13 protein-coding genes are annotated in these 12,587 nt (G+C 62.8%); 6 read left to right on the top strand and 7 right to left on the bottom strand.

What is annotated here, in order from left to right:
- Positions 1 to 2: 2 nt before the first annotated feature.
- Both OQ248_RS28515 and OQ248_RS28510 read right to left on the bottom strand, forming a co-directional pair.
- The gene (locus tag OQ248_RS28515) at positions 3 to 800 is read right to left on the bottom strand and encodes a MipA/OmpV family protein (RefSeq protein ID WP_265814961.1); all 798 of its coding nucleotides are present in this window, start codon (positions 798 to 800) and stop codon (positions 3 to 5) included.
- 100 nt (positions 801 to 900) lie between these two features.
- Positions 901 to 1,389, bottom strand: coding sequence for a GFA family protein (locus tag OQ248_RS28510; protein WP_265814960.1), 489 nt, complete (start codon positions 1,387 to 1,389; stop codon positions 901 to 903).
- Positions 1,390 to 1,623: 234 nt separating this feature from the next.
- On the opposite strand from OQ248_RS28510, the gene OQ248_RS28505 reads away from it, so the two are divergent.
- The 3 genes from OQ248_RS28505 (at position 1,624) to OQ248_RS28495 (ending at position 4,823) form a co-directional block, all read left to right on the top strand.
- On the top strand, positions 1,624 to 2,508 hold the full coding sequence (locus OQ248_RS28505) for a LysR substrate-binding domain-containing protein (protein WP_134827286.1): 885 nt from the start codon (positions 1,624 to 1,626) through the stop codon (positions 2,506 to 2,508).
- A gap of 99 nt (positions 2,509 to 2,607) precedes the next feature.
- The gene (aguA, locus tag OQ248_RS28500) at positions 2,608 to 3,723 is read left to right on the top strand and encodes an agmatine deiminase (protein ID WP_085708631.1); all 1,116 of its coding nucleotides are present in this window, start codon (positions 2,608 to 2,610) and stop codon (positions 3,721 to 3,723) included.
- A 2-nt stretch (positions 3,724 to 3,725) separates the two neighbouring features.
- Positions 3,726 to 4,823: an extracellular solute-binding protein gene (locus OQ248_RS28495; protein ID WP_265814959.1), complete on the top strand. Its 1,098-nt coding sequence runs from the start codon at positions 3,726 to 3,728 to the stop codon at positions 4,821 to 4,823.
- A gap of 198 nt (positions 4,824 to 5,021) precedes the next feature.
- On the opposite strand, the gene OQ248_RS28490 is transcribed toward OQ248_RS28495, so the two are convergent.
- Genes OQ248_RS28490 through OQ248_RS28480 form a run of 3 tightly spaced genes read right to left on the bottom strand, consistent with a single transcriptional unit; the run spans position 5,022 to position 7,554 of the window.
- Complete coding sequence (locus OQ248_RS28490; protein ID WP_265814958.1) at positions 5,022 to 5,648, bottom strand: DNA-3-methyladenine glycosylase; 627 nt, start codon at positions 5,646 to 5,648, stop codon at positions 5,022 to 5,024.
- 3 nt (positions 5,649 to 5,651) lie between these two features.
- Complete coding sequence (locus OQ248_RS28485) at positions 5,652 to 6,449, bottom strand: isocitrate lyase/phosphoenolpyruvate mutase family protein (RefSeq protein WP_265814957.1); 798 nt, start codon at positions 6,447 to 6,449, stop codon at positions 5,652 to 5,654.
- A 22-nt stretch (positions 6,450 to 6,471) separates the two neighbouring features.
- Positions 6,472 to 7,554, bottom strand: coding sequence for a methylated-DNA--[protein]-cysteine S-methyltransferase (locus OQ248_RS28480; RefSeq protein WP_265814956.1), 1,083 nt, complete (start codon positions 7,552 to 7,554; stop codon positions 6,472 to 6,474).
- A 109-nt stretch (positions 7,555 to 7,663) separates the two neighbouring features.
- On the opposite strand from OQ248_RS28480, the gene OQ248_RS28475 reads away from it, so the two are divergent.
- Positions 7,664 to 8,077 carry a VOC family protein gene (locus tag OQ248_RS28475; protein WP_265814955.1) on the top strand — a complete coding sequence of 138 codons (414 nt, stop codon included), beginning with the start codon at positions 7,664 to 7,666 and terminating at the stop codon, positions 8,075 to 8,077.
- Here OQ248_RS28475 and OQ248_RS28470 read toward each other — a convergent pair.
- Positions 8,074 to 8,694, bottom strand: coding sequence for a LysE family translocator (locus tag OQ248_RS28470; protein WP_192560445.1), 621 nt, complete (start codon positions 8,692 to 8,694; stop codon positions 8,074 to 8,076). The genes OQ248_RS28475 and OQ248_RS28470 overlap by 4 nt on opposite strands.
- Positions 8,695 to 8,967: 273 nt before the next feature.
- Here OQ248_RS28470 and OQ248_RS28465 point away from each other — a divergent pair, with 273 nt between their 5' ends.
- Entirely contained in the window at positions 8,968 to 9,573 is a 606-nt protein-coding gene (locus OQ248_RS28465) for a biliverdin-producing heme oxygenase (RefSeq protein ID WP_265814954.1), read from the top strand.
- Positions 9,570 to 11,807, top strand: coding sequence for an ATP-binding protein (locus tag OQ248_RS28460; RefSeq protein WP_265814953.1), 2,238 nt, complete (start codon positions 9,570 to 9,572; stop codon positions 11,805 to 11,807). Before OQ248_RS28465 ends, OQ248_RS28460 begins: the two co-directional genes overlap by 4 nt.
- On the opposite strand, the gene OQ248_RS28455 is transcribed toward OQ248_RS28460, so the two are convergent.
- Positions 11,785 to 12,570, bottom strand: a complete 786-nt coding sequence (locus OQ248_RS28455) for a type 1 glutamine amidotransferase domain-containing protein (RefSeq protein ID WP_265814951.1) — start codon at positions 12,568 to 12,570, stop codon at positions 11,785 to 11,787. The two genes, OQ248_RS28460 and OQ248_RS28455, sit on opposite strands and share 23 nt — an antisense overlap.
- Positions 12,571 to 12,587: the final 17 nt, after the last annotated feature.

Below are 12,587 nucleotides of genomic sequence, written 5' to 3'. Positions count from 1 at the left end.
GATCAGAAGGTGTAGATCACTTGCCCGGCAAGGGACGTCTGCAGCCGACGCTCGACAATCGGGCTGTCGGCGGCTTCGTGGTTCAGGTACTGCACCGCCAGCACCGTCGACACGCTCCACTGTTTGTCCAGCGGCAATGACCACGTCAGGTCAGCGCCACGGCTGATCAACCCGGCCCGGGCCTTGTACGCGCGGAACTGGCTGCGCGAAGCCTGGGCATCGCTGACGCCGTACCAGGTGCGCATGTAGTTGCTGTCGCCGAACTGGCTGTTGAGGCCGCCGGTCACCTTGCCGAAAGGTCCTTCGTAGAGCGGCGCGCTGATGCTCAGCTTGAGGCGGTTCCAGGACGAGCCGGTGTCGTGGTCATCGTCGTCCTTTTCCAGCGCATGTTCGAAACTCGCGCCGAGAATGAGCGGGCCCAGGTGATACGTGCCGTCGAGCCCGATCACCGGGCGTGACTTGATCGAACCCATGCCGTTGAGTTCGTCCGAGCCTTTGTAACCGGTCTTGCGATCCTTGCGCACATCGCTGGCGCCGATGTAGACGCTGAGGCCGAAATCCTCTTCATCGAAACCCCAGCCGAGGCCTCGGCTAGTGTCGAGGAACACGCCGTAAGGGCTGCCGATTTCAACACCCACCAACGGCGCCACCACCCGCTCGTCACTGCCGCTGTAACGCGGCGCACTGGCGGCCCCGGCGCGCAATGTGGTGTGCCAGTCTTCGGCGCGCAGCGAGTCGCCGGGCAGCAACAGACAAAGGGAGGTCAGGGACAGCGAAAAAGTACGCAGCGAAACCGGCATGGGGCACCCGATGGGGAAGATGGATGCGCCATGCTAGGCGGGGGGCGGCCGGCAATCTTTGGCAGCTTTGTCGGGAAACTGTCAAAGACTGTGAAGGCGGCTATCGGGTCAATCCCAGCCGTTCGTGCCATTGGGCGATGGATTCTTCGGGGTAGACCTCGAATTGTTGATCCTTCGCGCTCGCCTGCACTTCGACCCATGGCGCTTTCGAGCCGAGCATCAGGTGGGTGTGCTCCGGCGGCACCGGCAACGGTGTATCGATGGCCGAGGCGAACGGGTGGATCAGTTCCGGCCATTCCGGGCTGAACAGCCACAGTCCGCTGCCGCACAACGAGCAGAAATGCCGCTCGGCGGTGCTGCGATGAGCGCGTGCATCGCCTTCGTCTTTCATTTTCGCGTGGTAGATCGTGATGTTCTTGCGACCGCGCACCTTGAGGCTGGTCGCGTCGCCGCCAAGATTGATCGCATAGCCGCCACCGCCCTGGGTCTTGCGGCAGATCGAGCAGTAGCAGCGCTGATAAGGGTAGGGGTGGGCGCTGTCGAGAGTGAATGAAACCGCGCCACAGTGGCAGGAGCCTTCGAGGTGCATGAGTGGGCCTCCGGTGTATTTTGTCGATGCCGTTCAGCCTAGAAGAGATGTCGCGCCTGTGCCGCCGCTATCGCGAGCAAGCTCGCTCCCACAGTTTTTGCGGTGTGCCCTCTATCTTTCAAACTCTGAATAACCCTGTGGGAGCGAGCTTGCTCGCGATCAACGATAACGCGGTAAAACTGGACGCCCACGAATCCGAAGGTCAGCATGTCCGCAAAAAAGGGACCCAAACCCATGCGCCGACTACCTTCCCTGGCCGCCCTGCGAACCTTCGAATGCGCCGCCCGCCACGCGCATTTCGGCAGGGCTGCCGCCGAGCTGTGCGTCACCGACAGCGCTGTCAGTCATCAGATCCGCCAGCTCGAAGAACAACTGGGCGTGTCATTGTTTATCCGCGAGGGCCGGCAGATTCGCCCGACCATCGCCGCCGGGCGCTTGATGCAAAGCCTGCAACAGGCCTTCGAACTGATCGGCGATGCCTGCGACGAGTTGCGCGATCCATCCTCGCTCGCGGTGTTGCGGCTGGCGGTGACGGCGGAGCTGGCGCAGAAGTGGCTGATGAACCGTCTCACCGATTTCTACGCGCGCTATCCGCACATCACCTTGCACCTCTACGAACAGCCGATCGACGCCACCGCACCCGGCGAAGACATCGATCTGGCGATCACCTACGGCACCGGCCCGGTGGACAGCAGCGCGTACTTCGTCCGCCCGTTGCCGGCGTTGCAGTTCTTCCCGGTGTGCAGCCCCGGCCTGTTCAACCAGGGCACCCTGAAAGCCCCGAAGGACCTGGCCCGGCATTGCCTGCTGCACGACGATCAGGACGGCAAGACCTGGACCGCGTGGCTGACCAGCCATGCCGGCGATCTGCGCCCGGAGCGCCAGTTGTATTTCGCCCATGCCGGCCTGGCGCTGGAAGCAGCGGCGCAAGGGCAGGGCGTGGCGATGGGCGACAACCTCACGGCGCAGGAGGATTTGCAGAACGGGCGTCTGGTGCGCCCGTTCACCTCCAGCATGACCGCGCTGGGCCAATACGCGCTGGTCTGCGAGCGTGTGCGGCTGGAGCGTCCGGCGGTGGCGCAGATGCTGGAATGGTTCAACGATCAACTGGCGGATTGATGAGTTGAATTCAACTGTTCCGAAATAATCATCGTTGGCGAGCCGACCGCTCGCGACCGTAGCCTGAGGTCATTCCCATCCCGATGACGAGGTTTGACCATGGCACGCTTGCTCGACACCACCCCGAAACAGGACGGCTTCCGTCTGCCCGGCGAATTCGAAGCCAAGTCCGGATGCTGGCTTGGCTGGCCGGAGCGCACCGACGTCTGGCGCAACGGCGCCAAGCCTGCGCAGAAAGTCTGGGTGCAGATCGTCACCGCGATCTCCCACAGTGAGCCGGTGACGGTCTGCGCTTCGGCCTCCCAGTTCGCCACCGCCCGCCGCCAGTTGCCGCCACAAGTGCGTGTGGTCGAGATGACTTGCAACGACACCTGGTTCCGCGACAGCGGCCCGTGCTTCGTGGTCAACGACCAGAGCGGTGAAGTGCGTGGTGTCGACTTTGAATTCAATGCCTACGGCGGCCTCGATGGCGGGCTTTACTATCCGTGGGACAAGGACGACCAGATCGCCAGCAAGATCCTCGAAATCGAGCGTTTCGACCGCTATCGCGCGCCGTTGATTGCCGAACTCGGCGGCATCCAGAGCGACGGCCAGGGCAGCATCCTCACCACCGAGCAATGCCTGCTCAACCGCAATCGCAACCAGCATCTGGGCAAGGACGAAGTGACCCGCCGGTTGACCGACTACCTCGGCGCCGAGCAAGTGATCTGGCTGCCGCGCGGTTGCAAGTTCGACGAAACCGACGGCCATGTCGACGACCTCGCGTGCTTCGTGCGCCCCGGCGAAGTGGTGCTGCAATGGACCGACAACCGTGACGATCCGCAGTGGGAAATCTACCAGGAGGCCTACGACATCCTGCGCAGTACCCGCGACAGCCGTGGCCGCGAACTGATCGTGCACAAGCTGCCGCAGCCGGACGTGCTGGAGTGGACCGCCGAAGAAGCCGAAGGCCTCGATCAGCAGGACAGCACCCACACCCGTCAGGCCGGCACCAAAATCTGCGCGTCGTATATCAACTACTACGCCGGCAACAGTTCGATCGTGGTGCCGCTGTTCGGCGATCGCAACGATCAGGTGGCGCTGGCGACCCTCGCCGAACTGTTCCCGCAGCACAAGATCGTCGGCATCGAAAACTCCCGGGAAATCCTGCTCGGTGGCGGCAACGTCGCGTGCATCACCATGCCGCAATACGCCGGCCAGAAAAAAGGAGCCTGAGCATGGGCCTGCACAAACTGAGTAAAGCGTTATTGCTGGTGCTTGCACCCCTGTGTGTGCAGGCCGCCGAGCCGGCGAAACCGGTGGTCAACCTGTATATCTGGGGCGAGTACCTGGCCCCGGATACCCTGAAGAATTTCGAGGCGAAAACCGGGATTCAGGTGGTCGCCGATCACTTCGATTCACTGGAAACCGTCGAGACTAAACTACTCACCGGACGCAGCGGCTATGACCTGGTGCTGACCGCCGGCCAGCACCTGTCGCGGGCCATCGAGAGCGGCGCGATCCAGCCCCTGAACAAGCAGCAACTCCCGCATTTTGCCGGAGTCGGCGAGGAGTTCCGTCAGCACATGGCGGTGTTCGATCCGGGCAACCGCTACGCCGGGATCTACGCCTGGGGCACCACCGGCGTCGGCTATCAGGAGGAGGCCGTGAAGCAGCGCCTGCCGGAGGCGCCACGGGACAGTTGGGCGATGCTGTTCGATCCGGCGGTGGTGTCGAAATTCGCCGATTGCGGGGTGAGCCTGCTCAACGATCCGAACGAAGTGTTCGCGGCGGTCATGAAGTACATGGGCCTGGACATCAACCGCCAGAGCCTCGATGACCTGAAACTCGCCGAACAGCAACTGGCGAAGATCCGCCCCTACATCCGCTACTTCGACAACGACCTGAACATCAGCGACCTGGCCAACGGCAACACCTGCGTGGCGATGTCGTGGAACGGCAACGTCGCCATTGCGGCGGGTCAGGCTGAAGCGGCGCACAAGCCGTTCAAGTTGAATTACCGGATTCCCAAGGAGGGCACGCTGATCTGGTTCGATGCGATGGTCATTCCCAAGGATGCACCGCATCCCGAGGCCGGATTGGCATTGATGGATTATTTGATGACGCCTGAGGTGATCGCGCCGATTACCGACACCATTCACTACGCCAATGCGATTACGGCGGCTGACGGGTTGATTGATCCGGCGATTCGTAATGATCCGGGGACGTATCCGCCGGAGGCGGTGAGGGCTTCGCTGTATAGCAAGAACGACAATGGCAAGGCGTTCAACCGGGCTTTGATTCGGGCGTTCAGTCGGTTGAAGTCAGGCCTCTGAAAAGCAACCCCTCACCCCAGCCCTCTCCCGGAGGGAGAGGGAGCCGACCTGGTGGTCTTGCGTCATACATCGACCTGATAAACCGTGTCGATTAAGTATTCACTAACGTCTTGGCGTCTATGGATTCACAGTTGCTCTTTCAGGTCGGCGTACTTCTAAAGCATTCCCGGATCGGTCCCCTCTCCCTCCGGGAGAGGGCTAGGGTGAGGGGCTTTTGGGCACGCGCCACAAATACCAAGCCGCCACGGTGCGAAACGGACTCCACCCCAACCCGATTTCGATCATCTGCCTGCGCGTCGGCTGCACCTCCAGCCCCTTCAACCGCCGATATCCTTCGCGCACACCAAAATCGTCGGCGGGCAGAATATCCGGCCGCTCCAGGCTGTAGATCAGCAACATCTCCACAGTCCAGCGTCCAACCCCGCGCAGGCTGACCAACCGCTCGATCAGCGCCTCATCCTCCATCGCCAGCGCAGTCGGGTAATCCGGCACCACACCGTCCAGGGTCGCCCGGGCAATCCCCTGAATCGTCGCAATCTTGCCCGCCGAAAACCCGCAACTGCGCATCTGATCGAACCCCGTCGCCAGAATCTGCTCCGGGCGGGGAAACGTCTGCCCGGGAAACAGCCCCACCAGCCGCCCGACAATCGCATCGCCCGCCTTGGCGTGCAGTTGCTGATAGGCAATCGCCCGCACCAGCGACTCATAAGGATCCCGCGCCGGATGTGGTTGATGCAGGCAAGGGCCGACCGCAGCAATGTGGCGCTGCCAGTCGGCGTCGAGGCTGGCCAGAAACTCGCTGGCTGGTTGGTAGGGATCGGGCATGGCTTACTTCAGCAGACCGTTGACTTCGCCATAGGTGAAGGCCTTGAGGTCGTGGGTATCGAGCTTGCCGCTGGCGAGGAAGCTTTTCACCAGTGAACCCATGGCGCCGTACATGAACTCGGCGATGCCGGAGCCGGCGCTCAAGCGGCTTACGCCGAGGATTTTCAGTTCGTCGGGGGAGGGCAGGCCGTCGAAGCCCAGGACGTTGACCGGCAAAGTCGTGCCTTTACAGATCGCTTCGATTTCGTAGGCAGACGTCACGCCGGCGGCGAACAAACCATCGGCCCCGGCTGCCTGGTATAGCGCGGCACGACGCAAGGTTTCGGCAACGCGGTCCTCGGCCGGCACCAGACTTTTGAGGTAAACGTCGGTGCGGGCATTGATGAACAGTTTCACATCGCGCTTGTCGGCGACTTGCCGCGCGACTTCGATCTTGCGCGCCAGCAGTTCCGGCGTGCCGCTGCCGTCTTCGATATTGATCCCGACCGCGCCGGCGGCGACAACCGCATCGATCACTTCGGCAACCCGGTCGAGGTCATCGGAATAACCGGCCTCGATGTCCACGCTCAACGGCACCTTGATGACCCGGGCAATCGACTCCACGGTGCTGATCAAACGCTCCAGCGGCAGGGTGTTGCCGTCCGGGTAACCGTGGGCCCAGGCCACGGCGGCGCTGCTGGTGGCGACGGCTTTGCCGCCGAGCTGCTCGACTAGTCGCGCGCCCGTGGCGTCGGCGACGTTGGTCAGGATCAGCAGGCCATCGTGGTGCAACTGGTGAAACTGTGTGTCGAGCGCGTTCATCGAAATCCCTTCTTGTCGTCGTTCAGAAAGCCAGCGGTTGCGTCAGTTGCACGGCAGCGTTTTCCAGCCTGAGCAGAAACGCCTTGCGCGGTTGCCCACCACCATAGCCGGTCAGCGAGCCGTCCGCACCGATCACCCGATGGCACGGCACCACGATCGACAGCCGATTGTGTCCGTTGGCCAGCCCCACGGCGCGACTGGCGCCGGGTTTGCCCAACCGCGCCGCGATGCTGCCGTAAGTGCTGGTCTGGCCGTAGGGGATTTGCCGCAGTTCGGCCCAGACCTGACGGGCAAACTCGCTGCCGGGCAGGTGCAACGGTACGCTGAATTCGCTCAGTTTGCCGGCGAAGTACAGCGCCAGTTCGTTTTCGATCTGCTGCAAATGCGCGTTGTGCCCCGGTGCGACCACGTATCCGTAGCGGTTCTGCAATTCTTCGACTTCCCGGGTCAGCGCCGGGCGGTCGAGAAACTCCAGCAGCACCAGTCCGCGTCGTTCGGCCATGGCGATCATCGGCCCCAGCGGCGTGGTCAGGCGGGTGAACAGCAGCGGCTCGCTGGCCGCCGCTCGCCCCGGCGTGATGTGGAATGACTTTTGAAACGCATCGCGAAAACCGCTGAGGGATTCATAGCCGGAGTCGAACGCCGCGTGGTCGATGGAGGTGCCTTGTTTGATTCCGCCCAGCGCCACACCGAGCCGACGGGTGCGCAGCCACGCATGGAACGTCATGCCGAAATGCTGCTTGAACCAACGCCGCAGCTTCAGTGGCTCGATGCCTTCGGCGAGCAATTGCGCATCGCTCCAGCGCAGCTCCGGATCGGTGTCCACGGCTTTCAACAGCCGTTGCACCCAATCCGGGGCGATGGCCGCTGCGTCCAGCGGCTTGCAGCGCAAGCAGGCACGGTAACCGGCGGACAGACAGTCGTCAGCGTGGGCGAAGAACTCGACGTTTTCCGGTTTCGGCTTGCGCGCCGTGCAGGTCGGGCGGCAAAAGATCCCGGTGGTTTTCACCGCCGTGAAGAACACGCCTTCATAGGCAGTGTCGCTTGCTAGCATGGCGCGAACCATTTCGGCGTGAGGGGGCAGGACAGCGGTCTGTATGTTCATGGGCCGAGGATAAAACCAGTTATTCGATGGCTCCACCGAAAAATCGACAGTGAATTTTCGGGCCGCTGCACTACAGTGATCGGGTCGCTACAACTCGGGAAATGAAGGTATGCCACCGTTCACGATTCACCACATCGATCACATCGTGCTGCGCGTTGCCGATCTGCAACGCAGCATTGATTTTTACGACCGGGTCTTCGGCGCCGAAGTGGTCAAGCGCAACGAAAAATTCGGTCTGGTGCACCTGCGTGCCGGCACGTCGATGATCGATCTGGTCGACCTCGACGGCGATATCGGCCGCAAGGGCGGCGCCGCTGCCGGCAGCGAACGGCGCAATGTCGATCACTTCTGCCTGCGCATCGAGCCGTTCGATGAAGCGGCGCTGGTCAGTCATTTGCAATCCTGTGGCCTGACCGTCGACAAGGCCGTCACCCGTTTCGGCGCCGAGGGCAACGGTCTGTCGCTGTACTGCTTCGATCCGGACGGCAATCAGGTCGAACTCAAAGGCCCGTCCGAAGCTTAGGCACGTTTGGCCATCAGCAACACCGAAGCCGCCGCCGACAGCAGCCCCGCGCAGCAACGATTGAAGATCCGCTTGCCGCGCGGCTCGGCAAACCAGCGGCGCATGTGCAGGCCCATGTAGGCGTAGGCGCTGATGGCGATCCATTCCAGCAGCAGGAACAGCACGCCCAGCAGCATGAACTGCGGGGTGATGGCGCGGTTCGGGTCGACGAACTGCGGCAGGAAGGCGGTGAAGATGAGAATTGCTTTTGGATTTCCTGCGGCCACCAGGAATTCCTGACGTGCCAGCGCCAGCAGTCCACTTGCCGGCGCCGTAACGGCGTCTTCGGCAGCCGGATTGGCCCGCCACAGCTGCCACGCCAGATACAACAGATACCCCGCACCGACAATCTTGATCCCGTAGAACAGCAACTCGGAGGTCTGCAGCACCACAGCCAGCCCCGCCGCCGCGAGGGCGATCATCCCGGCGAACGCCAACAACCGGCCGACCCCGGCCACGCAGGCGCGGCGATAGCCATAGCGGGTGGCGTTGCTGACCGACAGCAGGTTGTTCGGGCCGGGCGCCATGTTCAGGGCGAAACAGGCGGGCAGAAACAGGGAAAGGGTGGCGAGATCCATGGCGCGGGCTCCGGTGGCGGGACGGCTATTTTTATCACGCTGGCGGCAGGCCGGAACCGTACAGTCAGGCTGCGGAGTCGCGGTACAGCGATTGTCGGGCGTGAATCCGTTCGAACTTTCCACCGCCCCGTCAACTCTGAAACCGTCACAGGGTGATGAATCCGCCAGAAAAAATTATCTGCCGGGTCAGAAAGGACAATTGCCGTGTAAGCTTTCGCGCCATGCGTTTCCATTCCCCAATGGCCCCAGGCGGCCCACTGTACGAGCGACTACATGCAAGCAAAGGCCCGCGAGGTTCATGTGCCACCGGTGTTGCAGGACCTGCGCGCCGGCACTGCCGAACTGCACATCGCACTGGAAAAACGCCTTCCTTTTTTCTCCGACACCCTTGATCTGCACGCTTTCGAGCGATTGATGCGCGCCTATTACGGCTTCTATCAGCCGCTGGAAGCCGCGTTACAGGACAGCGGCGCGATCCCCGCCGATTTCGATCTGGTTTCACGCCTCAAGGCGCCGACCCTGCAACGGGACCTGCACGCATTGGGCGCAAATGGCGGGGACTTTTCACTTTGCCGCCAGTTGCCCGCCATCGACTCCGCCGCTGCAGGTCTGGGCGTGCTGTACGTGCTGGAAGGCGCGACCCTCGGCGGGCAGATCCTGCGCCGGGAAATCGCCACACGGCTGAACCTGGGCGCGGACAACGGCGCAGCGTTTCTGGACGTCTACGGCGCCGCCACCGGCCGGCGCTGGCGCGACTTCATCGAATACCTGGGCAGCCGCCCGATGGACGCCGACGAGCGTGAAGCCGTCGTGGCGGCCGCCCACACCACATTCAGCTGTTTCGAGCGCTGGCTCGAAAGCCAGGAGGTTCTGGTATGACCCCGCAAGACAAAGAAGCCTTTGAAGAGTTGCTGGCCAACTGCGCCGACGAGCCGATCCGCTTCCCCGGAGCGATCCAGCCCCACGGTCTGCTGTTGACCCTGAGCGAGCCGGACCTTTCGATCATCCAGATCAGCGCCAACGTCGAGACCTTGCTCGCCCGCCCGGCACAGGAACTGATCGGCCAGCCGCTGCACAGCCTGATCGGCGATGCCCATGCCGCGCAGGTTCGTGAGGCCTTGCAGCAACCGACCCTGTCCGACGCGCCGCCGCTGCACTTTCGCCTCAACGGCACGGCGTTCGAAGGCTTGCTGCACCGGCATCAGGATGTGCTGATCCTGGAGCTGGAAATCCACGTCGAAAACTTCCAGCCGCGCAACGTCGCCGGCACTGAAACCCACCTCGGGCGGATGCTCGCGCGCCTGCAAAAGGCCCAGAGCCTGCAGGCGCTGTACGACATCAGCGTCAAGGAAATCCAGGCCATGACCGGTTACGACCGGGTGCTGATCTATCGCTTCGAAGAGGAGGGCCACGGTCAGGTCATCGCTGAAGCGTCCGATCCTTCGATGGAAGTCTTCAACGGCTTGTTTTTCCCGGCCTCCGACATCCCCGAGCAGGCCCGGGAGCTGTACCGCACCAACTGGCTGCGGATCATCCCGAATGCCGACTATCAACCGGTGCCACTGGTACCCAAGCTGCGCCCGGACACCCAGACCCCGCTGGACCTGAGCTTCGCCACGCTGCGCAGCGTGTCGCCGATTCACTGCCAGTACATGAAGAACATGGGCGTGCTGTCCTCGATGAGCATTTCCCTGCTCAAGGGCGACAAGCTCTGGGGCCTGATCAGTTGCGGCAACCGACAGCCGCTGCACGTGCCGCACGAATTGCGCACCGCATGCCAGACCATCGGCCAGGTGCTGTCGTTGCAGATCAGCGCGATGGAAGCGCTGGAAGTCAGCCGTCAGCGTGAAGAAAAGGTCGAGGCGCTGGCGCTGCTCAATCAGGCGATGATCGACTCGCCACAGAACGTCTTCGATGGACTGGCCAACCAGCCGCAGGTCCTGATGGCGCTGGCCAATGCCGGCGGCATCGCGATCATCGAAGACAAGCAATTGCACCGTTACGGCAACTGCCCGGAGCCGGAAGACATTCGCGCCCTGCACAAGTGGCTGCAGGAGCGCGGCGAGCCGGTGTTTGCCAGTCATCACCTGGCCAGCGTCTATCCACCGGCCGCGCAGTATCAGCAAGTCGCCAGCGGCGTGCTCGCCATGAGCCTGCCCAAACCGGTGGACAACGGCGTGCTGTGGTTCCGCCCGGAAGTCAAAGAGAACATCAACTGGAGTGGCGACCCGCGCAAGCCGCTGGATCTGGAAAACTCCGACGCCGGCCTGCGCCTGCGGCCGCGTACCTCGTTCGAAATCTGGAAGGTCGAGATGGCCGGGATCTCCACCAAGTGGAGCCACGGCGATCTGTTTGCCGCCAATGACCTGCGCCGCTCGGCACTGGAAAACGACCTGGCCCGCCAGGTGCGCCGCGAGCAGGAAGCGGTGCGCGCCCGTGATGAGCTGGTGGCGGTGGTGTCCCACGATCTGCGCAATCCGATGACGGTCATTTCGATGCTGTGCGGCATGATGCAAAAGGCTTTCAGCTCCGACGGGCCGCACACTTCGCGACGCATCTCCACCGCCATCGACACCATGCAGCAAGCCGCCGGGCGCATGAACACGCTGCTGGAAGACTTGCTCGATACCTCGAAAATCGACGCCGGGCGCTACACCATCGCCCCGCAGAAGCTCGATGTCGCGCAGATGTTCGAAGAGGCGCAGTCACTGCTCGCGCCGCTGGCGCTGGACAAGGACATCAGCATCTCGTTCGAGGCTGATCCGGATCTGAGCATTCACGCCGACCCCGAGCGGCTGTTCCAGGTGCTGTCGAATCTGGTCGGCAACGCGATCAAGTTCACGCCGCGTCTGGGCACGGTCGATGTGTTTGCCAAATCGGTCGGCGACGACATCGTCTTCACGGTGCGCGACAGCGGCGAAGGCATTCCCAAGGATCACTTGCCGCATGTGTTCGACCGCTACTGGACGGTGAAGGAAGGCAATCCGAACGGCACGGGGCTGGGCCTGTACATCACGCAGGGGATTGTCGAGGCCCACGGCGGGCGGATCGTGGCCGAGAGCGAGCCGGGGCAGGGCAGCGAATTCCGCTTCACCGTGCCGCGTCTGGACTGAATACCGGCTCGCGGCGGGTGGCCTGCAACAGGGCCACCCATTCGGCGGCGAATCGATGGCAGTCGCCGGGCCAGCGTGCCGTGAGCAGGTTGCCGTCGCGCACCACAAAACCGATTTGCGGGTTGTCTGCCTGGTCGCGTTTGGCAATGAGCGGGCCGCGTATGAAATCGGCCTTGCTGGCCAGTGCGGTTTTCACTTCTGCCTCGACCGTCTGTTTGTAGGTGCGGTAATAGCGCCCCAGCCACGCAGCGGTCATCAGCCACGCCGGCAACTCCATGGTTGCCGCCAGCAACGCCGTGACCTTGCGCCCGAACAACACCGAACGCCCGGTATCGGGATCGAGCGTACGGGCCAGCAACAACACGCCATGACACACCGCCGCCACGGGTTTGTCGGCCTTGAAAAATTGCAGGGCGATCTGCTGGGCCTGCTTGGACTCCAGCAGTGTGCGCATCCCCTTGGCGTGACCGCCGGGAATCAATAGACCATCGAACTGGCTCGTATCGACATCGGCATACGCCAGTGGCTGCATGAACGCATCGGACTCGATCATCTGCGTGTAACTGTGAAGGTCAGCTTTGCGCGTCATCAGCATCGAACTCAGCAGGCCGAAGCCGATATCCACCAATCGTGGATCGGCGTGGGCGGGCAAACCTTGCGGCGTGGCAAAGCGCACTTCGATACCCGCATCGCGCATGGCCTGCCAGGGCACGCTGCTTTCGGTTGGGTCGTAATCGGCGGCTGGCAACAGAATCAGAATCATCGAGGGCGACTTCCTGG

It is taken from the genome of Pseudomonas sp. COW5 (genome assembly GCF_026240005.1).
Taxonomy (GTDB): Bacteria; Pseudomonadota; Gammaproteobacteria; order Pseudomonadales; family Pseudomonadaceae; genus Aquipseudomonas; species Aquipseudomonas kribbensis.
The sequence above is the reverse complement of the archived record's forward strand: the minus strand, read 5'-3'. Positions and strand labels throughout refer to the sequence as shown.